This window comes from Streptomyces sp. MUM 2J (genome assembly GCF_022414535.1).
Lineage (GTDB): Bacteria > Actinomycetota > Actinomycetes > Streptomycetales > Streptomycetaceae > Streptomyces.
This window is the reverse complement of record NZ_JADWYM010000036.1, coordinates 48,505-71,913: the sequence shown is the minus strand read 5'-3', so window position 1 is coordinate 71,913 and position 23,409 is coordinate 48,505. Positions and strand designations below refer to the sequence as shown.

General features: G+C 72.6%; 18 protein-coding genes. 12 read left to right on the top strand and 6 right to left on the bottom strand.

Annotated elements, in window-relative coordinates:
* Positions 1 to 4 precede the first annotated feature (4 nt).
* Complete coding sequence (locus I3F54_RS24635; RefSeq protein WP_240121094.1) at positions 5 to 259, top strand: acyl-CoA carboxylase subunit epsilon; 255 nt, start codon at positions 5 to 7, stop codon at positions 257 to 259.
* A gap of 74 nt (positions 260 to 333) precedes the next feature.
* Positions 334 to 513, top strand: a complete 180-nt coding sequence (locus I3F54_RS24630; RefSeq protein WP_240121093.1) for a hypothetical protein — start codon at positions 334 to 336, stop codon at positions 511 to 513.
* 164 nt (positions 514 to 677) lie between these two features.
* Here I3F54_RS24630 and I3F54_RS24625 read toward each other — a convergent pair whose 3' ends face one another.
* Together I3F54_RS24625 and I3F54_RS24620 are read right to left on the bottom strand one after the other, a co-directional pair.
* On the bottom strand, positions 678 to 1,070 hold the full coding sequence (locus tag I3F54_RS24625) for a DUF427 domain-containing protein (protein ID WP_240121092.1): 393 nt from the start codon (positions 1,068 to 1,070) through the stop codon (positions 678 to 680).
* Positions 1,071 to 1,090: 20 nt separating this feature from the next.
* Positions 1,091 to 1,963 carry an aldo/keto reductase gene (locus tag I3F54_RS24620; protein WP_240121091.1) on the bottom strand — a complete coding sequence of 291 codons (873 nt, stop codon included), beginning with the start codon at positions 1,961 to 1,963 and terminating at the stop codon, positions 1,091 to 1,093.
* Between the two features lie 164 nt (positions 1,964 to 2,127).
* On the opposite strand from I3F54_RS24620, the gene I3F54_RS24615 reads away from it, so the two are divergent.
* The gene (locus I3F54_RS24615; protein WP_240121090.1) at positions 2,128 to 2,865 is read left to right on the top strand and encodes a TetR/AcrR family transcriptional regulator; all 738 of its coding nucleotides are present in this window, start codon (positions 2,128 to 2,130) and stop codon (positions 2,863 to 2,865) included.
* Positions 2,866 to 2,925: 60 nt separating this feature from the next.
* On the opposite strand, the gene I3F54_RS24610 is transcribed toward I3F54_RS24615, so the two are convergent.
* Positions 2,926 to 4,638 (bottom strand): acyl-CoA dehydrogenase family protein, encoded by a 1,713-nt coding sequence (locus I3F54_RS24610; RefSeq protein WP_240121089.1) that lies wholly within the window; start codon positions 4,636 to 4,638, stop codon positions 2,926 to 2,928.
* Entirely contained in the window at positions 4,635 to 5,948 is a 1,314-nt protein-coding gene (locus I3F54_RS24605) for a cytochrome P450 (protein WP_240121088.1), read from the bottom strand. Before I3F54_RS24605 ends, I3F54_RS24610 begins: the two co-directional genes overlap by 4 nt.
* 180 nt (positions 5,949 to 6,128) lie before the next feature.
* On the opposite strand from I3F54_RS24605, the gene I3F54_RS24600 reads away from it, so the two are divergent.
* The 3 genes from I3F54_RS24600 to I3F54_RS24590 all read left to right on the top strand — a co-directional run bounded on the left by I3F54_RS24600 (position 6,129) and on the right by I3F54_RS24590 (position 10,213).
* Positions 6,129 to 7,406, top strand: a complete 1,278-nt coding sequence (locus tag I3F54_RS24600; protein ID WP_240121087.1) for a cytochrome P450 — start codon at positions 6,129 to 6,131, stop codon at positions 7,404 to 7,406.
* Positions 7,407 to 7,632: 226 nt separating this feature from the next.
* Entirely contained in the window at positions 7,633 to 9,102 is a 1,470-nt protein-coding gene (locus I3F54_RS24595) for an MFS transporter (RefSeq protein WP_240121086.1), read from the top strand.
* 322 nt (positions 9,103 to 9,424) lie between these two features.
* Positions 9,425 to 10,213 (top strand): thioesterase II family protein, encoded by a 789-nt coding sequence (locus tag I3F54_RS24590; RefSeq protein WP_240121085.1) that lies wholly within the window; start codon positions 9,425 to 9,427, stop codon positions 10,211 to 10,213.
* Positions 10,214 to 10,309: 96 nt separating this feature from the next.
* Here I3F54_RS24590 and I3F54_RS24585 read toward each other — a convergent pair whose 3' ends face one another.
* The gene (locus tag I3F54_RS24585) at positions 10,310 to 13,105 is read right to left on the bottom strand and encodes an AAA family ATPase (RefSeq protein ID WP_240121099.1); all 2,796 of its coding nucleotides are present in this window, start codon (positions 13,103 to 13,105) and stop codon (positions 10,310 to 10,312) included.
* A gap of 1,395 nt (positions 13,106 to 14,500) precedes the next feature.
* Here I3F54_RS24585 and I3F54_RS24580 point away from each other — a divergent pair.
* The 6 genes from I3F54_RS24580 to I3F54_RS24555 all read left to right on the top strand — a co-directional run bounded on the left by I3F54_RS24580 (position 14,501) and on the right by I3F54_RS24555 (position 21,385).
* On the top strand, positions 14,501 to 15,691 hold the full coding sequence (locus I3F54_RS24580) for a DUF4190 domain-containing protein (RefSeq protein ID WP_240121084.1): 1,191 nt from the start codon (positions 14,501 to 14,503) through the stop codon (positions 15,689 to 15,691).
* A 176-nt stretch (positions 15,692 to 15,867) separates the two neighbouring features.
* Positions 15,868 to 16,620 carry a GntR family transcriptional regulator gene (locus tag I3F54_RS24575; RefSeq protein ID WP_240121083.1) on the top strand — a complete coding sequence of 251 codons (753 nt, stop codon included), beginning with the start codon at positions 15,868 to 15,870 and terminating at the stop codon, positions 16,618 to 16,620.
* A 424-nt stretch (positions 16,621 to 17,044) separates the two neighbouring features.
* Positions 17,045 to 17,236 carry an SPOR domain-containing protein gene (locus I3F54_RS24570; protein ID WP_240121082.1) on the top strand — a complete coding sequence of 64 codons (192 nt, stop codon included), beginning with the start codon at positions 17,045 to 17,047 and terminating at the stop codon, positions 17,234 to 17,236.
* 30 nt (positions 17,237 to 17,266) lie between these two features.
* On the top strand, positions 17,267 to 17,677 hold the full coding sequence (locus tag I3F54_RS24565) for a (deoxy)nucleoside triphosphate pyrophosphohydrolase (RefSeq protein WP_240121081.1): 411 nt from the start codon (positions 17,267 to 17,269) through the stop codon (positions 17,675 to 17,677).
* Positions 17,678 to 18,020: 343 nt separating this feature from the next.
* Positions 18,021 to 18,449, top strand: a complete 429-nt coding sequence (locus I3F54_RS24560; protein ID WP_240121080.1) for an ATP-binding protein — start codon at positions 18,021 to 18,023, stop codon at positions 18,447 to 18,449.
* 272 nt (positions 18,450 to 18,721) lie between these two features.
* Complete coding sequence (locus I3F54_RS24555) at positions 18,722 to 21,385, top strand: SpoIIE family protein phosphatase (RefSeq protein WP_240121079.1); 2,664 nt, start codon at positions 18,722 to 18,724, stop codon at positions 21,383 to 21,385.
* A gap of 123 nt (positions 21,386 to 21,508) precedes the next feature.
* Here I3F54_RS24555 and I3F54_RS24550 read toward each other — a convergent pair whose 3' ends face one another.
* Positions 21,509 to 23,341 carry a hypothetical protein gene (locus tag I3F54_RS24550; protein WP_240121078.1) on the bottom strand — a complete coding sequence of 611 codons (1,833 nt, stop codon included), beginning with the start codon at positions 23,339 to 23,341 and terminating at the stop codon, positions 21,509 to 21,511.
* Positions 23,342 to 23,409 lie beyond the last annotated feature (68 nt).

Below are 23,409 nucleotides of genomic sequence, written 5' to 3'. Positions count from 1 at the left end.
CCCGTTGATCCCCGCCTCCCGCGCCCCCGCCGCCGGTACCCCTGTGGTACGGGTGGAACGCGGCCACGCATCCGACGCCGAACTCGCCGCCCTGACGGTGGTGCTGCTCTCCCGGGCCGGCACCACCGTCGGCCGCCCCGCGACCCCGGCCGCTCCCCGGTGGGACCGCCCGGAGCGGAACACCCCCTACCGCGCGCCCGTCGGCTGGCGGTGCCGGCGCCGTCACCGGGAAGACCCGCCGGGCGGGGCGAGCCGGTGAACCCTCCCGGCCGCGGGACGGGGCGGGAGGAGATGCCGGCGAGCCGGGGGAGGCGCTGTGGAAGGGGGCCGGAGATGAGCCAGGAGAAGGACAACCAGGGGACGGAGCCGGACACGGACGAGATGAACCTCCGCGCGCCGGTGCGGAACGGCGGGCGGAACGATCCCGCGGAGTGTCCCGGGCCGCCGTGGGCGCTGCTGGCGGGAGAGGAGGACGGTGGCGACGAGCCGCACATCCTGCGCGGTATCGACTGAGACGTCCGGCGGGACACCCGAAGCCGCCCGAGCCGGTGGGGCGGCGGGGACCGAACCGTGAGGACCGGGCGTGCCGCTCCGCCGGCCGGCGGTGACACCTCAGGGCGCAGTCCGCGCGGGACGCACCCGAGCGAGGGGGGAACGAGGTTCCCCCCTCGCCTCGTTCACACGGCGGGGGCCTCCGGCGGGGTGCCCGTCACCTCGATCTCGGCGACGTCGTCGTAGAAGGACAGGTGCCCCTCGATCTCGGGAACGGAGTCGAACGGATCGGGGTACGACCACACCACGTCGGTGCGGACTGCCGCTGCCCCGTCCCCTCCGTGGAACGACCAGTACGAGGCCTCACCCTTGTAGGGGCAGGTGGTGCGGGTGTCCGAGGGGGAGAGGAGCGTGAGGTCGACGTCGTCCGGCGGCAGGTAGTAGCGCACCGGCAGCCCGGTCTCGTAGACCAGCACGGGCCTGGTGGACGTGGCGACCGGGCGCCCGTCGATGCGGACCCTGACCGTCTGCGCACTGCGGACGGCGACCACCCGGTGATCGGGCCGTGTGGTGGACATGCGTGATCCTTCCGGTGTGTTCAGCAGGCGGCGGTGATGGTCCGGTAGTCGTCGTCGGACAGCCGGATCGAGGCACCGCCGACGTTCTCCTCCAGGTGCCCGACCGACGAGGTGCCCGGGATCGGGAGCAGGGCCGGCGAGTGGCGCAGCAGCCAGGCGAGGGCCAGCTGTGCCGGAGTGGCGCCGCTGTCCCTGAGGACCGCCTCCAGCGGGCTGCCGGGCGCGGCGAGCTGCCCCATGGCGAGGGGGAACCAGGGGATGAACACCATGCCGTGGCGCTCCGTGTGGCGCAGTACGTCCTCTGACGTGCGAGCGGCCACGTTGTAGAGGTTCTGGACGGAGACGATCGGGGCGACGGCGCGGGCCTTCTCGGTCTCCTCCACCGTGACTTCGGACAGGCCGATGTGCCGGATCTTGCCCTCATTCCGCAGCTCCGCCAGCTCACCGACCTGGTCCTCCAGGGGGACCGCGGGGTCGATGCGGTGCAGCTGGAGCAGGGGGATGGTCTCCAGCCCCAGATGGCGGAGGTTCAGTTCCGTCTGCTGGCGCAGGTACTCGGGGCGGCCCACGGGCCGCCAGTCGTCGGGTCCGGGCCGGGTGAGGCCGACCTTGGTCGCGATGACCAGGTCGTCGGCATAGGGATGCAGCGCCTTCTTGATGATCCGGTCGCTGGTGAAGGGGCCGTAGGCGTCGGCCGTGTCGATGAAGTTCACGCCGAGTTCGACGGCGCGGCGGACGACGCGGACCGCCTCGTCGGGATCGGCCGGATCGCCCCAGAAACCCGGGCCGGTCAGCCGCATGGCGCCGAATCCGAGCCGGTTGACGGTCAGATCGTCCCCTATCCGGATCGTGCCGCCTGCGGCGGCGGGGGTGCTGCTGAGATCGGTACTCATCGGCGTAAGCCCTTCGGAGGGTGGAGGTGTGGCGGGGCGGCCGCCAAGCGTGCGGTGCCCGCGAGACCTGAACGGTGTTTATTAAGTTTACCGCGCACGCGTAGTGGACGCCGTAAAAAGTCAGAGTGCTCCCTTTATGTTTCAACGCTGCTAAGATGTCGAGCATGGGACAGGTGACTCAAAGCCGGAGGATGCGTCTTCGCGAGGCCACGACGGCGGAGATCAAAGCCACAGCTCTCAAGCACATGGCCTCCAGCGGGACGGCGGCGATCTCGCTGCGCGCCATCGCCCGCGACATGGGGATGACCGCCGGTGCGATCTACAGCTACTTCGACACCAGGGACAATCTCGTCAGCGTGTTGATCGCGGACGTCTACGGCAACCTCGCCTCCGCTCTGGAGACCGCCATCGCGGACTGCCCCCAGGACGACGCCGCCACGCAGGTGCAGGCGTTCGGCCGGGCTTACCGCAACTGGGCGGTCGGCAACCCGGAGGAGTTCCGGCTGGTCTACGGCGACGCCGTGCCCGACTACCAGCCGCCGGCGGGCGGTGCGGCAGCGGAGGCGGAGCACCGCGCCTGCGCGGTGCTCACCGGGATCGTCGCCGCCGCCTGGCCCAAGGCGCAGCATCTGTACATCGGGAGCGACCATGTCTGGTCCGACTTCGATCCTGAGTTCGCCGAGCTGATCCGCCAGTCGTTCCCGGACCTGCCGCCGGCGGCGGTGGCGCTGTCGCTGCGGGTGTGGGGCCGGATGCACGGCCTGGTCTCCCTGGAGGTGTACGGCCACCTGGGCCCCCAGGTGCGGGACCCGGAGAAGCTGTACCGCGAGGAACTGGTCGACCTGTCCAGGTCCCTGGGGCACGTGTCGGTCGGCGAATCCCCGGACGCCGTCCCGGCGTGACGTGCCCGCCCGCCGTGGGCGCGCCTCTCCCGCAAGGCGCGCCCCGGCGGGCGGTGTCGTTCAGCCCGCGGCCGTGAGCCGGGGCAGGCCCTCGGCCAGCCAGCGGCGGCTGATGCCGGCGTAGTCGGGCTCCGTGACCGCGGTGAGCCGGCGCCACTGGTCGGCGAGACGGTGCCGGGCCGAGGTGCAGTACACGTCCGCGAGCTGCGGGCCGTCCTCGCCGCCGGCGGACGGCTCCGCCGCCGCCCTGGCGAGCACCGCGTACATCGCGAACAGCTCCGCCGCCACACGGCCGAGCAGGATGACCGTGTGCTCCTGGTCGAAGAGGTCTTCCTGCCGCGGATGACGTCGGGTCAGATCGAGGCAGATCCGGCGGAAGCGCAGCACCTCCTCCCGGACCGCCGACAGGTGCGCCGCGTTCGCCTCCGACAGGTCGTCCTCTGCGGTGTGCTCGGCACCGAGCCGACCGCCGAGGTCCGCCGCCCCGTCCTCCGCCATCGCGGCGAAGCCGGTCAGCAGCCGGCGGGCGGCCTGGCTGTCCAACTGGAAGTCCACGTTGCCGGCGATGCGCAGGCCACGGGCATCCCTGAGCCGGCGCTCCAGCGGAACGGGCACGGCGCCGCGCCGCCGCTTGCTCGGCAGTGTCTCGATGCCCTCCGCGCCGTAGAGGGAGACCGTCCGGTCCACGATCCGCCAGCAGGTCCGCACCGCCAGGTTCTTGGCCGTGAGCCGCTCGAACCAGCGGTCGTCCGGCCCCGACCCGACGAGACCCCACCGGACGACGCTCTCCATGGCGTACACCTCGGCGAGCGTCGCGCCGAGCATCCGCTGGATCTCGTCGTACTCGCCGAGCCCGCGGTCGTTGATCCTGCGACGGACGACGAACTCGCCCGACCAGCGCCGGCACAGCTTGGCGATCGCCAGGGCCGGAGCAGCGGTGAAGTACAGCTGGCCGACGAGGACGGCCGAGGCCATCCGTTCCGGGAACCGGGGGTCCTCCGGGGCACTGCGCACCACATGACCGGCCGGGACCTCGACGCCGTCCAGGCGCAGGGCACCGTTGGGCAGTCCCCGGCTGCCCAGGAACTCGATGCGCGAGGCCACCTCGAAGCCTGCGGCGGAGGTGTCCACGAAGCAGATGCACAGCCGTCGTCCGTCCGCGGTGTGCTCGGTGGCGGCGACCGGCAGCAGATCCGCCACCGGCCCGTGCCCCGTGAACACCTTCTCGCCCTTCAACACGTAGACGGAGCCGTCCGCGGACAGGGTGGCGGTCGTGCCGGGCCAGGCGTTGTTCTGGCCGGTGGGCTCGGTGAGCCCGAAACCCGAGACCGCCCCGTCGGCGAGCCGCTCGGCGACGAACTCCCGCAGGGCGCCCGGCGGCAGCGCCGGAAGCAGCGCGGGCGCGCCGACGCCGGCCTGGATCGCCAGCATCTGCCCGGCCGGCATGCAGAAGCCGGCGGCGTGCTCGATCGCTCGGAAGGCGTTGAACGCCGACAGACCGAGCCCGCCGACCTCCGGGCCCAGGCACAGTTTGAGATACCCGCTCGCGCGCAGATCTTCGAGGAAACCCTCCGGAAGCGTGCCGGTCAGGTCCACCCGGTCGGGGTCGAGGCGGGCGTGCAGGAACGCCCCCAGGCCGGCCACGAGCGCATCGCCCTCGGCCCGATCCGGTTCCTCCTGCACCGGGTACCGGAAGAGCTCCCGGCCCAGCCGACCTGAGAACAGGGCGTCGACGAAGCTCAAGGCCGCCGTCGTCGCGCGCGCGGTGCTCATGCGCCCTCCGCGGGAACGAGCTCCACGGGGACATCGAGCAGCACGGTGTGCTTGTTGTTGGGGGCCCAGGTCTCCGGTGCCGTCAGCCGGATCTCCTCGACCCGGTCGAGCAGTGCCTCCAGCGCCAGCCGGATCTCCAGTCGGCCGAAGGCGTCGCCGAGGCAGTAGTGCACCCCGTGCCCGAAGGAGAGGTGCGGGTTGGGGTCGCGTCGTATGTCGAAGCGGGAGGCGTCCGGGAACACCGACTCGTCGCGATTGGCGGCGGGCCACCACAGGGTCACCTTCTCGCCCGCCCGCATCCGCCGGCCGTGCAGCTCCACGTCCTGGGTGAGGGTGCGCCGGTTGTAGGGGTTCGCCGGTGTCCAGCGGAGTACTTCCTCCACCGCGGTGGGCAGCAGTGAACGGTCCTTCCGGAGCTCCTGCCACTGATCGGGATTCCGGGCGAAAGCCAGCAGACCGCCCGCGATGGTGTTGCGCGGCTGCTCGAAACCGCTGACCAGCAGCACGCTCGCATTGGCCTCCCGCTCCATTTCGCCGAGTGGTCCCTGGCCGGTGCCGGGGGGTAGTTCTCCCAGGGCCAGCAGTGTTCCGAGGTCGTCGGCCGGGTTCCGGCGCTTCGCCTCGAGGAGCGAGGTGAAGTAGTTCCGCAGGTTCGCGTAGGTGGCCCGTGACGCGTCGTCCACCGTTCCGGTCCCGCGGTGCGTGAAACCCAGTACGGAGTGCACCCATTCGGTCAGCCTCTGCCAGTCATCGCGTGGCACACCGAGCAGCAGGGCGACGGAGCGCAGCGAGAACGGCTCGGAGAAGTCGTCGACGAGGTTTCCGGTGCCGCGGCCGACCAGTTCGTCGGCGAGCGTGGCCGCGAGGGCGCCCAGTTCGGGTTCCAGCGTGGCCGTGGCCGTGGCGAGGACCGGGCTCAGCAGATGCTTGAACACGTCGTGCCGGGGATTGTCCATCATGGCGAGCACGGTGCCGGTGAGACCGCCGCCGAAGGGGAGATCCTCCAGGTGGGAGCCGCCGCCGGCCCGGCCGCCGCCGCCCTGTGAGGAGAAGACCGGGTTCGCCGACGCCGCCGTGATGTCGGCGTGCCGGGTCAGCACCCAGAAGCCCTCGCCGTCCGGCAGTGTGCCGGAGGGGTGGTACAGCACGGGGGCTTCGCGCCGAAGCCGGGCGAAGAGGTCGTACGGAATTCCCTCGGCGAATCGCGAATGATCCGTCAGGTCGAATCCGCCCAGGATTTCCAGGTATTCCTCGGCCGTTCCTGTGCGGCTTTCCTTGTCCATCTGGAACCTCATGTCGACGAATGCCAAATGCTGTACAGTGCGAATTACCCGGTGACGGTATCGAGCGGTCACCCCTACTGCCAACCCCAGATTCCCTGTGGCACCCCCCTAGCTTCACGGCCCCTGGAGAGGGGTTGGCCTTAGGGGGTGTGATTCAGTAATTTCCGGATCCCAGGAATACGACTCTCAGTCACATGGGATGTGCATATGGGCGAGGCATCGACCGTCAAACTTCCCGATGTCATCACGTACGACCCGGAAGCCGCTCGGCAGGCGCTTCCGTTCGACCCGTTCGATCCGGATTTCCATGCCGATCCGTTTCCGCACTATCGGAGGATCCGGGAGAAGTCCGGCGCGGCCTTTCGCACCGCGGAGGGGATCGTGGCCGTGCTCGGCTACGAGGAGGCCGCGGCGGTCCTGAAGGACCCCCGGTTCGGCTGGGGGGTCAACCCCATGGTGGCCGACCAGTTCGTGGAGAATCCCGCGAACGGCGAGTCCGGCCGCATCCTCATGTTCATGGACCCGCCCGACCACACGCGGATCCGCGGACTGGTGTCCAAGGCGTTCACGCCGAAGATGATGAACCTGCTGCGCCCCCGGGCGGCGCGGTACGCGAGGGAACTGCTGGCCGAGGCGGTCGAGGAGCACCCGGACGGCCGTGTGGACCTGCAGCAGGTGCTGTCCCGGCCACTGCCGGCCAAGGTGCTCAGCGACATGATGGACATCCCCGAGCACTACCACTCGCTCTTCTTCGCCAACACCATGGAGAGCGGCCGCGGCCTCGACCCCGGCTTCACGCTCAACGAGGAGCAGAAGGCGGGCCGGAACGCCGCCCGTGACGTCTTCATCGACGCGGGCGTGGAACTGGTCGCCGCCCGGCGGGCAGCTCCGGGCGACGATCTGATCAGCGAACTGGCCAGGGCGGAGCAGGAGGGCGACCGGCTGTCCGAGTGGGAGCTGGCCATGCTCATGATGAATCTGCTGGCCGCGGGTTTCGGTGCCACGGCCGCCCTCATCGGCAATCAGGTCCACAACCTGCTGAGTCATCCCGAGCAGCTGGAGTGGCTGCGGTCGAACCCGGACCACCTGCCGTCCGCCGTCGAGGAACTGCTGCGGTACGACAGCACGCTGGCGATGGTGACGCGCACCGCTCTGGAGGACGCCGATGTGGCCGGCATCCCCGTGCGCGCCGGTGAGTACGTCGTCGTGCTGATGGCCGCCGCCAACCGCGACCCGGCCGCCTTCGAGGACCCGGAGCGGCTGGACATCACCCGTGCGCAGACCCGCAACCTCGGTTTCGGGCACGGAATCCACTTCTGCGTCGCGGCGCCGGTCGCGCGGATGATCGCGCAGGAGGCGCTCGCCGCCCTCATCGAGTACGACGTCCGTCCGGACGACAGCCGGGCCCTCGGTCGCTGGCCCGGCATCTCCCTGCGGGTGATCGGCGAGCTGCCGATCGTCCTCGGTCCGCCCGTCACGGCCTGACCCGGCTCTCCTCGGCCCCGGACCGGTTCGCGGTCCGGGGCCGAACGCGCTGCGCTTGACAGTCAACAGCGTGTCAGTACTATCGGTAGTGCTAACTCTGAACACCGCTCAGCAATCGAACGACATGCAGGAAACGCTCGCCGTTTCATTCGTCGTAGGTGCTCACCCGACGTTCCTCCGGCCGGCTCGCGGCCGGAACGATCCTGTGCAGAAGGGCTCCAATCCAGTGGAACGTTCCGTAAGTTCGCATCAGCGGTCGGGCCTCAGGCTTGCGCTACTGGCGCTGGCGCAGTTCATCATCGCCGTCGACTACAACATCGTTTATGTGGCGTTGCCGGACATCGGGAAGGCGCTGGACTTCTCGCCCCAGACCCTGCAGTGGGTCGTCAGCTCCTACGCGGTCGCGTTCGGCGGGTTCCTGCTGTTCGGCGGTCGCGCCGCAGACCGCCTGGGCGCGCGTCGCATGTTCGTCGCAGCGCTCATCCTCTTCGGCGCCTCGGCGCTCGTCGGTGGTCTCGCCGGATCGGCGGAGGTACTGGTCGCCGCCCGTGCCGTTCAGGGCCTGGGCGGTGCGCTGCTGTTCCCGTCGACGCTCACCCTGATCGTCACCAGTTTCGAGGAGGGGCCGGCACGCAACCGGGCTCTCGCGGTCTGGGGCGCCACCGGCAGCGGCGGCCTCGCGGCAGGCGCACTCCTCGGCGGCGTGCTCACGCAGAGCCTCGGCTGGGAGTGGGTGTTCTTCTTCATGGTCCCGTTGGCCGCCGTCGCGCTGCTCGGCGTGCCCAGCCTGCTCGCTCCCGACGCCCCGCGCACCGGCCCGCGCCAGGGCTTCGACATCCCGGGTGCGCTGGTGGTCACCCTCGGTGCCACGCTCGTGGTCTTCGGCCTGGTCAGCGGCCCCGAGTCCGGCTGGGCCGCGCCCCGGGTGCTCGGCTCACTGATCGTCGGCGTGCTGCTGACCGCCTCCTTCTTCGGTATCGAGGCCCGGACCAGGGCCCCGCTGGCCCCTCTGCGGATGTTCCGCAACCGCAGCCTCATCACCTCGATGATGGTGGCGTTCCTGCACATGAGCGCCCTGAGCGGCGGGTACTACCTGTTCACCACCTACATCCAGAACATCCTCGACTACAACGCTCTGCAGGCGGGCCTCGCCTTCCTTCCGCTGGGTGTGCTGGCGATGCTGGCCGGCGGGAAGATCGCCGCCGCGATGCTGAACAAGAGGGGGCTGCGCGCGACCCTGTCGCTCGGCATGCTGATCTACGGCATCGGCATGGCCGCGATGGCGCTCGGGATGGTCACCGGTGGTACCTACTGGGCGGTCCTGCCGGGCGTCGCCGTCTACGGCTTCGGTGGCGGTCTGGCGTTCACGTCCATCTTCGCTACCGCCGGATCCGGGGTCGACCCGGCCGAGCAGGGCGTGGCCTCCGCGCTGGCTTCCACCGCGCAGCAGATCGGCGCCGCCGTCGGACTGGCCGTCATCCTGGTCATCGCCAACTCCGGTCTGGACCTGAGCGCCGGCGCACCGGCCCCGAGCGACGGCGACGTCGTCTCCGGCCTCCGCGCGGCGGGCTGGGTCACCGCGGCGGCCGCGCTGCTCGGCGCGCTGGCCGCTCTCAACCTGCGCAAGCCTCCGAACCGGCAGTCCGCGGTGACGGGCACGGAGTCGGAGCAGGGCGAGGTGTCCGTCTCCCGCTGAGCAGGCTCGCCACCACGAGGTGTCCCACCCCATCGACCCGGGACCCACGGCTGGGCCACCCCCGTACCGGCCGTGGGTCCCGACCCGTGTCACGGCCCTCCCCGCCGGAGCCGCAGCCGGCCGTAGGGGCCGGGCAACCGGTGCCGGCGTGCGGGCCCCGCGTTCGCCCGGTGGACGCGTGCGGGCGTGCGTGAGCGGGGTGGGTGGGGGCGGTAGGGGGCCAGAACAGGGGTCCATGGAAACGGGCGGAACATTCCAATTCTGTATCTTTGGGCGACGATGCGGGGTATGCGGCGGCTTGAGTCCGTCCTACGCTGCACCCGTGAACACCACACACGAGAACAAGTCCCCGTGGCTGCGCCGATTCACCACGGTGCCGGGCGGCGCGGCACCTCTGGTCTGCTTTCCGCACGCGGGGGGCGCGGCCACCTCGTTCCGCCCTCTCTCGCAGGCGCTCGCCCCCGACGTCGAGGTCCTCGCGGTGCAGTACCCGGGGCGTCAGGACAGGCGCCAGGAACGCTCGTTGGAGAGCATCGCAGAGCTGGCGGACGCCGTCGTCGAGGCACTCGGCCCCGAACTCCCGGCGGACTGCGCGTTCTTCGGCCACAGTCTGGGCGCTGTCCTTGCCTTCGAGGTGGCCCGCCGCTACGAGCGGCAGCCGGGTGCGGCCGGCCCGGTGCGGATCTTCGCTTCGGCGCGACGGGCACCTTCCGTGGACCGGGACGACAGGGTCCACCTGCGCGACGACGCTGGCATCATCGCGGAGATGCAGCGCCTGAGCGGCACCGATCAGGAGATCCTGGCGGACCCGGAGCTGATGGCCCTGGTCCTGCCCACACTGCGCGCCGACTACAAGGCGATCGAGAGCTACCGCCCCGCGCAGGACGCCCGGGTGCGCTGCCCGATCACCGCACTGGTCGGCGACGAGGACCCCGTCACCACGGTCCACGACGCCGCGGCGTGGCACGCCCATTCCGCCGCCGGGGCCACCGTGCGCGTCCTTCCCGGGGGCCATTTCTATCTGGATCCACAGATCGACGCGGTGGCCCGGGAGGTCCGCACGGCCCTCGGCACCCACCCCGGCGGCACACCGGTCGGGACGCGGACCTGAGCCGGCGGCGACCGAGGGCGTTCTCCGCCTTCGAGGCGGAGAACGCCCTCGGTCGCCCTGCCCGGCGCGCAGCGCTCGGGGAGCCGGGCCCCCGCGTCAGGACGCCCGATGCGCGATGCCGCTCTCGTGCAGGGCCAGTGTGAGATCGCTCCGCCGCTTGATCCCCAGTTTCCGGTACACCCGGGTGAGGTGCTGCTCAACGGTGCTCACCGTGACGAAGAGCTTGGCCGCGATCTGCCGGTTGCTGTGCCCGCGTATCGCCAGCGCCACCACCCGCATCTCGGCGTCGCTCAACATGCCGACCAGCTCGTCGCGCCCGTCCACCGCGGCGCGCGGCCGCTGCCCGCGGGGGGCCTCCGGCAGCGTGCGGGCAGGCAACGGGACGCCAGCTTCCTCCGCGAGCTGGCGTGCCCGCCGCAGGGCCAGTCGGCCCTTGCTGTACTGGCCCGCCTCCTGGTGGCATCGTCCCACCTCGTTGAGGGTGTGGGCGAGGAGGACGGGTTCGCCGGCTTGCTGCGCCTCCTCCAGTGCGCGGCCGAGCAGCTCACCGCGCTCCGGCGCGGGCGCCGTGGCGGCCAGGACCCGCAAGGTCACAGCGCGCCCCCGATGCTGCCCCGGCACCGTCAGAGCCAGCTGCTCCGAGGCCAGTTCCCGGGCGTGCTCGGTTGCTCCGGAGCGCAGATGCACGAGAGCGGCGTCGGTCCGCCAGGGGAGCATCGCCGGGACGTCCATCCGCCAGCGCTTGGCGAGATCGCCGACGGCGAGGAAGTCGTCGAGGGCTGTCTGCGACTGGCCGTTCGCGAGCAGTGCGTGGCCCCGGGCGCGCAGGTAGCGGACGCCCAGCGGAGTCCGGAACATGGCGTCCGGGGTCGGAACCTGGAGCTGGGCGAGTGCGGCGCCGTGCGCGCCCAGCTGCGTGTAGGCCTCCAGCGTGACGCTCAGCGGCAGACCGATCATGACGCCCCAGCTCGCGGTCGGGATCTCGGCCAGGGCGGCCTCGGCCAGGCGGGCGGCCTCGGCCGGGTCGCCGCGCCGCAGAACGAGCTTGGCCCGCAGGCTGCCGAACAGGGCGTGCCACACGGGCGCGGACAACCTCTGGGCGGACGTGAGGAGCCGGTCGAGCCACCGCTCGGCCGACGCGAACTGGCCATTGGACAACAGGATTCCGACCGCGGCGGTGAGGGCCAGTACGGTCTCGTCCCCCAACTGGTGGCTGACCAGAGTCTGTTCCGCGGTCCGGGTCGCATCGCGGTCGGGACCGCCCCGCATCACCCGGAGCAGTTCGTTCAGGGCCTGGCGCCGGGAGGACGCCCACCGCACGGTGTCCTCTCCGAGGGCGGAGGCGTCCGCGTCGCCGCCGGCCCCGGTCGTCGGGTACAGCAGGTCGAGTGTGGCCCGGCAGGCCTGGAGGCGGGTCGACGCCTCCACGTCCAGCCCGCCCCGGGCATGGCGTTCCAGTTGCTCCAGCACGTCCAGCGCCATCTCCGGACGCCCGAACCACAGGAGGGAGTCGATCGGCGCCGCCACGTGCCGCCCCGACAGCCGGCCTTCCCGGGCCGCCTCCATGAGCGTGGGCAGACGGCGGGCGGCGGTGCGTGGATCCGCTCGCCATTCGGTACGGAACAGCATGGCCGTCGCGGTGGCACGGCGTTCGGTGTTCAGACCGTACTGGTGGACCACGGAGAGGCAGTTGAAGGCGAGGCCGGTGTCGCCGGCTGCGAGGCCCTCCTCGGCCGCCTCCAGCAGCACGGTCGCCGCGCAGTCGTTGTCGATCCGGCTGGCGGCGATCAGATGGTGGGCGACCTCGGTCACCGGGGCGCCGTTCTTGAACAGGACGGTTCCGGTCCTGGTGTGCAGGGCGGCGCGTTCCTCGCCGGTCATCTCGTGCAGGACGGCCGCGCGGGCCCGGGGGTGGCGCCATGCGCCGTCCGCCAGGACGCCGGTCTCTTCGAGGGCGCCCAGCGCCAGGGAGAGCGACCGCGGGTCCACCTCGGCCAGGGGCGCCAGTAGCGGGGTGTGCTCCGGGTCGTCGAGGACGGCCAGGCACCGCGCGACCGTGCGCACGTACGGGGCGCAGCGGTACAGGCAGGACAGGACGGCCTGCTCGAAGCAGGCGCCGGCGTGCAGCGTGAACGGTGCTCCGCTGCGTGCGGTGTCCTCGGCGAGTCTGCGCACGAGAAGCGGGTTGCCTCCCGTGGCGGCAAGGCACTCGTCGGCGAGGCTCGCGGCCGCGGACTCACCGAGGCGCGCGGCGAGCAGGGCGCGGACCCCGCCGCGGGACAGCGGCGGCAGCCGTATGCCGTGGGCGAGCGGCTCCGGCGGCAGCTCCGCCCTCACCAGTGCGCTGCCGGGCTGCGGGGACGGGTGCTCGCTCAGGACGAGCAGCAGGGGCGTCGACCGCTGGCGGCGCACCAGGGTGGAAAGGGCCAGCAGGGAGGGAACGTCCGCGTGCTGCACGTCGTCGACGCTGACCAGCAGGGGCCGTGAGAGGTGCTCGACCAGGTCGTGCAGGGCCGTGCCCATCTGATGGAACAGCCGCGGCGCGATCGCGCCCGCCTCCTCCGGCGGCCCCGAGCCGCTGGGGCCCTCCAGGATGGCCTGGTCCAGTAAGCGGAATAAGCGGCCGCTCACATTCGGTGGTAGTTCCACGCCTCGGCACAGCTGGGCCAGCACGCCGAACGGAACGGCTTGCTCCGCGCGCGACGCCGTCGCGCCGAGATGGATTGCCCCCAAGCGCTTGGCCTCGGCCGCGAACGCCGTGAGAAGTTCGGTCTTGCCGTGGCCGGCGGCTCCGCTCACCACCGCCAGGTGGCTCTTTCCTCCGAGGGAGCTGTGCAGCAGACCGCGGAGGAGCGACTGCTGCTCCTCCCGCTCGTACAACGCCGTGTCCATTTGGGTCAAGCCGTCGAAACTCTCCAGAACTGCAGGTACCGCACGTGCAGGCATTCCTTCGACTCCGCTCCGTGTTGTAGTGGTGACACTCTGCAGGTGGGGTGGGGTGTCGAGTGGTGTCTGCGAAACTCCTTGGGGGCTCGTTCAGTAAATAGCGACCGATCGATTCTGGCAATGGCTTATAAACGGAAACTGTCGCTCCGTTATGGTGGTTGTCTTTCGGTCGTTCACGTCTTTGAAAAACGCCGCACGGCGCGTCTAAGTTGCGTGACGCATGTCACAGTGTCCGGTGGTTGCCGTGGGGTAACTTTGCAACCGGGTGAAGGGCGTACGGGGGCAGGTGGGCGCCATGTTCCAGGTTATCGGGCGTGTTACGTCACGATTGCATTCTCGGGTACGTCCGGCGCACTTTCGTAAAACAACCTCTTCGCGAATCCGGAACGCCAGAGTTTTGGGTTGTCCCTGAAGCGGCCCGTCCCGAGCGGTGGCCCCCGCTACTTCCAGGACGGAACCCCGCTTTTGACCTCGCAGCAATGCGATCGTTCGCCCGGGGGCCGTGCGTCCCACTTCTCCGGGTCTGCGGGATCACGCCGACCGCCGCCGGGCCGATCGCCCGGTGACCCGGCGGAGCATGCCTCGTGAGGCGGTCGAAGCCCACGAGCCCGCGGACGGGACGGCATGGCCGGCATGCCCGTGGTCCCCGCCAGGAGGCCGTGGTACGGGGAGTTCAGCAGCTCCGTGGTGTCGGCGCCGGGCGGATCCACGTCCGGCTGTCCGCGCCCAGCGGCTGCGACAAGGACAGGCGCGGGCAGCGGGCCGGGCCGTTCGGTCGCCGGCAACCCCAGGTGCCGCCCGTGCGTGCCCCGCGGGGCCGCCTCGGGCTCCCGCTCTCACACCGCTCCCGTTCTCACACCGTGCCGGCCTCGCGGGGGCGCGCTAGCGACCGCTGCACGAAGCGCTGGCCTGACGGGAGTCGAAGGGCGTTCCGGTGGCACGGTTGCAGGACGTCACCGAAAGTCGCCTGCGATCGGCCGAGTTGGAGCGGGAGCGCCCAGGCGCCGAGCGTGCCCGTGTCGAACCAGGCGTTGTCGCTCACGCGCAGTCGCCCCGTGCCGTTGGCGTTCGCCTACGACGCGTTGGAGCCGTCGTTGTCGACGGCGTCGTAGCCGTAGGAGGCGCGGACCGCGAAGTCGCTGTGGGTGATGCGGACACCGGTGTCGATGATGTGGGCCCACCGCCGTGTCGTCGTCCGCCCCGGAACGCCGCCCCGTGGCCACCGGCGTTCCGTGTGTGACCGCCGCCCGCTTACGATGCGGCCAGTCGTACGTCAGTTCCCGCCGCTCGCGCGCCGAGCCCCCGTCCCGCCCCGCACCACGAACCAGGAGCACGGCACCCGTGTCCATACCGCCGCCCCCCGGGCCCCATCAGCCCCCTGCCGCGCCGGGGCCTCATCAGGCGCCGGGTCCCTACGGCCCGCCGTACCAGCCGTGGGCGCAGGGCTACAGCCCCGTCAACCGGCCGGCGCCGGTCAACGGCGTCGCCATCGCCGCTCTCGTCCTCGGCCTGCTGTGCTGCGTCCCCGGGCTGGGACTGGTGCTGGGTGTGATCGCGCTGGTGCAGATCCGCCGCAGGGGCGAGCGCGGCACGGCCATGGCCGTCACCGGGGCCGTGCTGTCGGCGATCGGGCTCGCGCTGTGGGCGGCGGTCCTGGCCACGGGCGCCGCCGCGGACATGTGGGACGGCTTCCGGGAGGGCGTGCGCGGCGGCGCCGACTCGTCGCTCGTCGAGGGCCGTTGCTACGTGGCGCCCGGCGGCATGGGCGACGGGGACGTGTACGACGTCGACGAGGTGCCCTGCGACCGGGAGCACGACGGCGAGGTGTTCCACACCTTCACGATGACCGGTGGCTCCTCCTATCCCGGCGCCGCCGCCGTGAGCGACGCCGCCGACGACGCCTGCTCCGCGCACATCGGCGACTACGTCATGGACTCCTGGGCCGTCACCGACGACGTCGAGGTGTTCTACCTCGGCCCGACCGAGGACACCTGGGGACTGGGTGACCGTTCGGTGGCCTGCGTCCTCGGCAGCGAGCAGGAGGGCCAGGGCCTGACCGGCTCGCTGCGCCTGGACGCGACCACCCTCGACAGCGACCAACTCGCCTTCCTGCGAGCCCAGTCCGCTGTCGACGACGCCCTGGGGGAGGAGCCCGAGGCGTCCCCCCGGGACGACCTGAAGGCCCATCGGGCCTGGGCGGGTGACGTCCGCAGTGCACTCTCCGCGCAGCTCACGGCGCTGCGCGGGCACGTCTGGTCCGCCGGTGCCGAACAGCCCGTCGCCGCCTGGCTGAAGGACCTCCGGGCCGCGCGTGACGCATGGGCGAAGGCCGCCGCGGCCACGGACGCGGACACCTTCGCCGGTCACTACGACAAGGGCTGGGCGTCCGTCGACGCCGACTCCACACTCGGCGCCCGCCGCGCCCTGGGGCTCACCACGACCCCGCCGAAGTGGTTCGGCGGCCAGGGTTCCGGCGAGGGGCGCGGCGGTGAGGACGGCGCCTCGGCCGGCGGTGGCGGCATCGCCGTGTGAGCGCGGCACGCGCTTGCGCGGACGTGTGAACGCGGCCATAGCGGGGAGAAAGTGCCTGGGTAAAGCCTTCCCCCCGCGCAAGTCATCACATCGAGTGATTCCCTGGCCTTTACTTGCCCGGCACAACGGTCGGTTGCCACGCTGTTGCTGTCTGTACAAGCTGATGGGAGCGGCCAGTGACTTTCGGTGAGCAGCCGGCGTATCTGCGTGTCGCGGGTGATCTCCGCAAGAAGATCGTCGACGGCCTGCTGCCACCGCATACCCGCCTCCCCTCCCAGGCCCGCATCCGCCAGGAGTACGGCGTCTCGGACACCGTCGCCCTGGAGGCGCGCAAGGTGCTCATGGCGGAGGGGCTGGTCGAGGGCCGCTCCGGCTCGGGTACGTACGTGCGCGAGCGGCCGGTGCCGCGCCGGGTCGCCCGCTCCGGCTTCCGCCCGGCCGCGGGGGCCACCCCGTTCCGGCAGGAGCAGGCCGACGCCGAGGCGCGCGGCACCTGGGAGTCGCACAGTGAGCAGACCGGGGCGAGCGCCGCGGTCGCCGAGCGGCTCGGCATCGGGGCCGGCGAGCGCGTGATGCGCACCCGGTACCTGTTCCGGGAGGGGGGCGAGCCGATGATGCTCTCCACCTCCTGGGAGCCCCTCGCCGTCACCGGCCGTACGCCCGTGATGCTGCCCGAGGAGGGGCCGCTCGGCGGCATGGGCGTGGTCGAGCGCATGCGGGCGATCGACATCATCGTCGACAACGTCACCGAGGAGGTCGGCGCCAGACCCGGCCTCGCCGAGGAACTGCTCACCCTCGGAGGCGTCCCCGGCCATGTCGTGCTCGTCGTCCAGCGCACGTACTACGCCTCGGGCCGCCCGGTCGAGACGGCCGACGTGGTCATCCCGGCCGACCGCTTCCGGGTCGCGTACCACCTGCCGGTGAAGTAGTCACAGCCTGCCGGGGACGTGGCCGAGGGCGCGGCCCCGCGGTTCCTCCTCCGTGTGACATGCGCCACGCTTGCGGGGGGTGGCGCACAACCCCGCGGCAGTTGCCCTCGGCAGCGACCGCACCGTTCGGGCGCGTGCGCCTCTGTCGTGCCGTTGTGTTTCGGTCGTCTTCGCAGGTCGTTCCTGGTGTGCCCGACACGCCCCCGAGCGGGGGAGGTGTCCTCGGCGCACGGCGCGTGCGATGTCGTGCGCCCCTTCCGTGCTGGCCGGTTGCGTACCTCTTTGTGAAAAGGCGTGTTCGCTGCGTAAAGGTAAGGCGTAGGCTCGGGCATATGCGGATTGCGGTTTCCTTAGCGGGCGGGGCATGGCGCGGGCCGCGGGCGGGGCGTGGCCGGACCGAGGCGGGAAGGAGTGGTGAGGGGCGATGAACGACAGCGTGGCCTCACTTCCCTGGCTCGTCGTCAGGCAGGACGACAACGGCAATCGCTATCGCGTCGGCCGGTACGCGACCCGGGCGGAGGCCCAGAAGATCGCCGACAGTCTCGACCGCCGCGGCCACAAGCAGCTGTACTGGGTCGAGCGGATCGGGCAGAACGGCGAGGCCACCCGCAACTGACCTGCCCGCGGCCGGCGTAGGCTCCGGCCCATGAGCGAACGGATCACGGTGGTGGGGGCCGCCCTCCTCGACGGCGGCCGACTGCTCGCCGCCCGCCGCAGCGCGCCCGAGGACCTGGCCGGCCGCTGGGAGTTGCCCGGCGGGAAGGTGGAGCCGGGCGAGCGCCCCGAGGCCGCCCTGGAGCGCGAACTGCGCGAGGAACTCGGCGTGTCCGCCGAGGTCGTCGAGCGGGTGCCGGGGGAGTGGCCGCTGCGCGCACCGTACGTCCTCACGGTCTGGACCGCCCGCCTGCTGCCCGGATCCGCCGCGCCGCAGCCCCTCCAGGACCACGACGCGCTGCGCTGGCTCGCGCCCGGCGAGCTCTGGGAGGTGGGCTGGCTCGACCAGGACGTGCCCGCGGTCCGCGAGGTGGCCGCACGACTGGGTGCCGACTCCCGCTGACCCGGGCCGCGTGGAGCCGGGTGGGGGCGCACGGGACCGTACCGGGCCCCGGCGGAGCCGGCCCGCGCCGTCGCCGCGGCACCCCGCCTGGGGCGATCCGCGGCGTGTCCCGACCTCTGAAGACCCTTGCCGCCTCCCGGTTGCACCCCCGCGGGCGCTCCATGTCGTGGCGGAGTGTGCCGGGGTGCGGCGATGTGCGCCGAAGGGATCGGTACCGCATCGTGCGCCGGGGGCGAGCGGGTGTGCTTCCGGTACGCCGTTTGTGCCACAGTGCGCCCTCCCGGGCGGTACTGCCCTCCTGATATCGGGTATGTGCCCATTAACCCCACGAAACCGGACAGGGGTGGACTCGCTGGCCTGGGAAGTGATCGGCGTGATCGACACCGAAGGCGACTGCGCCGAGTGGACCTTTCCCGCAGAGCCGGGTGCCGTGCGGACCGCTCGTGCCGCCGTACGGAGCCGACTGGCCGCCTGGCACCTCGACAACGTCGGTGACGTCGCCGCCCTCCTCGTCAGCGAGCTGGTCACCAACGCCCTGCGGCACGCGACCGGACCGATCGGGCTCCGCCTGGTGCGCCCCGACGGGTTGCGGAACGTGCTGCTGGTGGAGGTCTCCGACCCGCTGCCCGACCCGCCGCGCGAGCGGGACGCCCGGCCCGAGGACGAGACCGGCCGGGGTCTGCAACTGGTGGCGTCCGCGGCGCACCGCTGGGGCACCAGGCCGGGGGAGGGTGGTAAGACGGTGTGGTTCGAACTGAAGATCCCGGGGTGAACCGGGGGGCGTGCCGGGGTGGCACGGTTGCACACGGCCGGTGACGCCGTCGGGCGCCGGGATCCGGCCACCGGTGATTGCCGCCGTGCGTGATTCGGGGCCGTGTCCCCTGGTTAGAAGACTGGAAGTGTTCTCGCAGCACGGTCCGGAAAATGCCTGGACCGTGCTGTGATCGTGAACACCGTGTTGCGCGGCGCCGTAGTGCTGGATACTGCGGGCAGCCGCCGCCGGTGACCGGTGCCGGACGCGGTGAGCTGGAGGGGACGGTTCGCGTGAGCGAGATACCAGCGAAGGCCACGGAGTCCGAGGACCCGTCGGACGGCGTGAGGGCGACGGCCGCAGGCGCACTCGCCCCGGACGCCACGCGGGCCCTGGCCCGTACGGCGGGGAACACGGCCGCCGCCGACGGCCGAGGGCCGGGCGAACCCGTGTGGCAGAGCAGCCCGCCCGGCTCGATCTACGACTACATCAGGGTCGCCTCGTTCTCCATCGGCCCCGACGGACTCGTGGACCAGTGGAGCCTGCGCGCCGAGCAGATCTTCGGCATCCCCGCCGACCGCGCCGTCGGCATGGACCCCGTCGAGACGTTCGTCGACCCCGACCTGCGCGCGCACGGCCAGCGCCGGATGGCCGAGATCCTCGACGGCCGCGAGTGGACGGGAGTGGTCCCTTTCCGGATGCCGGCCCCTGAGGGCGGCGGACGCGGCGAGGACGGGCTCGCCGAGGTCTACGTCATGCCGACGCGGAACAAGGGCGGCGAGAGAGCCGCCGTGTGCATCGTCGTCGACGTCCGCACGCTGCGCAGCATCGAGACCGACCTCGCCGCCTCGCAGTCGATTTTCGGTCAATCGCCGTTCGGCTTCCTGCTCATCGACACCGAACTCAGAGTGCGCCGCGCCAACCAGCGGTTCGCCTCCATCTTCGGCGGCAGCCCCGACGACCACCGCGGCAAGGGCGTCCACGACTACCTGCCCCGGCCGGAGGCCGACCGGGTCTCCGCCACCCTGCGGCGGGTCCTGGAGACCGGCGATTCCATCACCGACATGCACGTCACCGGCCACGTCCCGGACTCCGACGAACGCCGCCACTGGTCGATCAACCTCTACCGGGTGCAGAGCGGTTCCGGCCGGCCCATCGGCATCGCCTGGCTCGGCACCGACATCACCGCCCGCCGCGCCGCCGCCCGCGAGGCCGCCGCGGCCCGCCGCAACCTCGCCCTGCTGAACGAGGCCGGCGCCCGGATAGGCAACTCCCTGGACCTGGAGACCACCGCCCGCGAACTCCTGGACGTCGTCGTCCCCGGTTTCTGTGACCTCGCCAGCGTTGACCTGTACCAGGGCCTCGTGAGCGGCGACGAGACGGCACCCGGACTCGCCGACGGCAGCGCCGAACTGCGCCGCGTCGCCTTCGCCAGCGCCGTCGCCGACGCGCCGTTCCGGGGCGGCGCCGGCGGGCCCATGGCCCTGGGCGCGGTCCACCACTACCCGTTCAACTCGCCCTGCGCCGACGTGCTGCGCACCGCCCGTCCGCGGAACGTGCCCGGCGAGGAGGGCGGCCTGGTGCAGTCCACACTCGCCGTACCGATGGTCGCCCACGACACCGTCGTCGGACTGGCCCAGTTCGCCCGCACGAAGGGCAGCGAGCCCTTCGGGGACCGGGACCGCGACCTGGCCGTCGACCTGGCCGCCCGCGCCGCCGTCTGCATCGACAACGCCCGCCTGTACCGCCGCGAGCACGAGCGGGCTCTGATACTGCAGCGGTCCCTGCTCCCGCCGGGCGACCCGGTGGCGTCCGGCCTGGACATCGCCTGCCGCTACCTGCCCGGCAACGCGTCCACCGGGCGGCCCAGCGAGGTCGGCGGCGACTGGTTCGACGTCATCGAACTGCCCGGTCACAGAACGGCGCTGGTGGTCGGCGACGTCATGGGCCGCGGCCTGCGCGCGGCCGTGGCGATGGGCGAACTCAGGACCGCGGTCCGGACGTTGGCACTGCTCGACCTCGAACCGGCCGAAGTCCTCTCCGCGCTGGACGAGATCGCCCGCGGTCTCGGCACCCCCGGCGGCGTGCAGCAGGCCACCCGGGCCGCCCGCCGCCCGCGCGAGGCCGACCTGTCCGAGGTGTACCTGGCGACCTGCGTGTACGCCGTCTACGACTCCGTCACCCGCCGCTGCACCTTCGCCAACGCCGGCCATCTGCCGCCGGTCCTCGTCGAGCCCGGCGAGTCGGCGCTCATGCTGGACGTGCCGCCGGGCATGCCGCTCGGCGTCGGCGGGGAGCCGTTCGAGGAGGTCGAGGTGGAGCTGCCGGAGGGCGCGCTGCTCGCCCTCTACACGGACGGCCTGGTGGAATCCCGCGACCACCCCCTCGACGAGGGCCTGCAGGCCTTCGTCGGCGCGCTCACCGACCCCTCCAGCCCTCTGGAGGACGTCTGCGACCACGTCCTCAACACCCTCGACACCCACCACGGCGAGGACGACATCGCCCTGCTCATGGCCCGCGTCCAGGGACTGCCCGCCGAGTCCGTCGGCGACTGGACGCTGCCCCGTGAACCGCGCAGCGTGGGCCGCGCCCGTGAGTCCGCCCGCGCCCGGTTGCTGTCCTGGGACCTGGAGCCGCTGGTCGACACGGCCGAGCTGCTCGTCAGCGAGCTGGTCACCAACGCCCTGCGGTACGGCGAGGGCGAGATCAGACTCCGCCTGCTGCTGGACCGGACGCTGGTGTGCGAGGTGTGGGACTCGGGCCTGGTCCAGCCGCGCCGCCGGCGCGCCCGCGACACCGACGAGGGCGGCAGGGGCCTGCAACTGGTCGGCCTGCTCTCCGCGTCCTGGGGCTCCCGCCGGACCCCCCGGGGCAAGACGGTGTGGTTCGAACTGCCGCTGCCCGACGGCGAGTCGGTGCTCACGGACCCGGCCGAGGCACTGCTCAGCCTGTTCTGACCCGGCGCCACGGGCCGATCCCCTCGGCGCACGCCCCGGCGAACCGGTGCCGGTCCTCGCCGCCCCGCACCGGACCACGGACCCCGCGGGGCCCCGGGTGTCTCCGTCCCGGCGAAGACGCGCCTACCCCTGCGTGCCGGGGGCGTCGGGCCGGCCGGTGCGGCGGCCCCGAGTCCGCGGCCCGCCGAACGACACCGGCGTCCCCCCGGGCAGGAGGATCCCGCCGAGCACCGCGCCCGCAGCACCGAGCTCGTCCTCGGCGGCCCCCGCGGAGGGTGTGCCGTGCAGCCGTACGTCCTGCTCGGCCAGGTCCCGGGCCTGGCGGGCGAGCGCGTCGGCGCGCACCGCATCGGTGAGGCCGGCGGAGCCGAGCAGGTCCCCGGCCGCCGCCAGCCGGGTACGGGCCGGGGCCCCCACCGCGCCCCGGTGCGTGGCCACGAAGCCGTCGGCCGCCGCGACGGTGCTGCCGGCGGCCAGCCGCGCGGCGGCCGGCAGCACCCCGGCCCGGCCGCTCGCGACCGGCGCGAGGACGGCCGTGATCCGGCGCAGCAGGGCCTGAGGGTCGCGGGGCCGCCCGCTCGTCAGCTCGTGCCGGACCGAGGCGAGCACGGCGTCGGCGTGCATCACCAGGGAACGCAGCTCCCCCGGGGGGAGGACATGTGCGAGCCCGCCGGGAGGGGTGGCACCCGGCTCGCCCGGTGTGCCGGGTGCCGGGGGCCGCCGCTCCGCCTCGGCCGCGGCCGCGCCCGCCGGGCGTCCGCCGGGCCCGGCGGACGGGGGCGTCACGCGCAGCGTCGCCAGCTCCGCCTCCGCGCCCGTGAGCGCGGCACCGACCATCCCCTCCGCCGCCGCCAGGTCCGCGGCCAGCCGTTCGACGGCGCCGACGAGGACACCCGCCTGCGTGACCGCGCCCTCGGCCGCGCGCAGGTGGGCGGCCGCGGCCGCGGTGTCCCCCCGGTCACCCGCCTGGCGCGCCCGGTTGAGGCGGGCGGTGGCGAACAGCAGGCGGTCCTTGGCCTGTTCGACGTACCCGGTGACGTCCGCGCTCGCGGCGGACGCGTACCGCCCGGCGAGCCCGGCGAGGGTCGTCCCGGCGGCCGAGGTCCGGCCGGTCAGCTCCCTGAACCGGGTCTCCGTCCTGCCGAGTGCCGCACCGGCCTCCTGCTCCTGTGCCCACAGCCGGTCGAGGCCGGGAGCCTCCGCGTCCAGCCGGCGCCCGGCCTCCGCACACCGTCCGACGATCCCCGCGAGAGTCTGGCGGCGGGCCGCCTCCTCCGCCGGTATCCCTTCGTCGTACCGCTGACGCATCCGCATTGCCGCCGTCAGCTCGCCCTGCGCCTCCCGCACCGCCCGGGCGGACGACTCCACCGCCCGCCCGCCGAACCCGGCCTCGGCGAAGGAGAGTTCCTCGCGGGACCCGCGCACGCAGTCGTCCGCCTCCACCAACGCCGCGCAGGCCTGCCGGTCGAGTTCGTCCAGACCGGGCCGGTACGGCCGGGACGGGACGACGGGGCCTGCGGGGGCCACGGCGTCCGCCGGGGAGGCGCCGCCCCCGGCAGTGGGCGGCGCCGGGCGGCCGGCCGGTTCCGTCCGGGGCTCGCGCGCCGTCCTGTCCGAGGGGCGCGGGCGCCCGGCGGGCGTGGTACGGGTCCGCGCCCGCCGGGCGCGGCGCACATAGGCGAATCCGGCGGCGGCTCCGGCCGCGCCGACGGCCAGCAACGGCAGCACGAGGTCGGCGGGGTCCGTCCCGTCCTCCTGCGGCGCGGCGCCACCGCCGGCGCTCGTGGCCGGGCCGGGCGGCGCGACCGCAACCGGAGGGGCGGACGGGGACGTCATCCCTGGAAGCACCAGCCACACCAGTGCGGCCGTGCCACCCAGCACGGTGTGCGCGACCCGCACCGGTATGTGCGAGGCGGATCGCCGCCGCGGGCGGTTCCGGCTCCTGGACGCTGTCACATTTGGGAGCGTATGGCGGTGTATGCGGGGGCGCGAGCGGGATGCGTCCGAGCCGGGGCCCTGCCCGG

Coding starts and splice junctions, on each gene's coding strand:
- I3F54_RS24630 (WP_240121093.1), top strand. CDS start 334: ATGAGCCAGGAGAAGGACAACCAGGGGACGGAGCCGGACACGGACGAG.
- I3F54_RS24625 (WP_240121092.1), bottom strand. CDS start 1,070: ATGTCCACCACACGGCCCGATCACCGGGTGGTCGCCGTCCGCAGTGCG.
- I3F54_RS24620 (WP_240121091.1), bottom strand. CDS start 1,963: ATGAGTACCGATCTCAGCAGCACCCCCGCCGCCGCAGGCGGCACGATC.
- I3F54_RS24615 (WP_240121090.1), top strand. CDS start 2,128: ATGGGACAGGTGACTCAAAGCCGGAGGATGCGTCTTCGCGAGGCCACG.
- I3F54_RS24610 (WP_240121089.1), bottom strand. CDS start 4,638: ATGAGCACCGCGCGCGCGACGACGGCGGCCTTGAGCTTCGTCGACGCC.
- I3F54_RS24600 (WP_240121087.1), top strand. CDS start 6,129: ATGGGCGAGGCATCGACCGTCAAACTTCCCGATGTCATCACGTACGAC.
- I3F54_RS24585 (WP_240121099.1), bottom strand. CDS start 13,105: ATGGACACGGCGTTGTACGAGCGGGAGGAGCAGCAGTCGCTCCTCCGC.
- I3F54_RS24570 (WP_240121082.1), top strand. CDS start 17,045: ATGAACGACAGCGTGGCCTCACTTCCCTGGCTCGTCGTCAGGCAGGAC.
- I3F54_RS24565 (WP_240121081.1), top strand. CDS start 17,267: ATGAGCGAACGGATCACGGTGGTGGGGGCCGCCCTCCTCGACGGCGGC.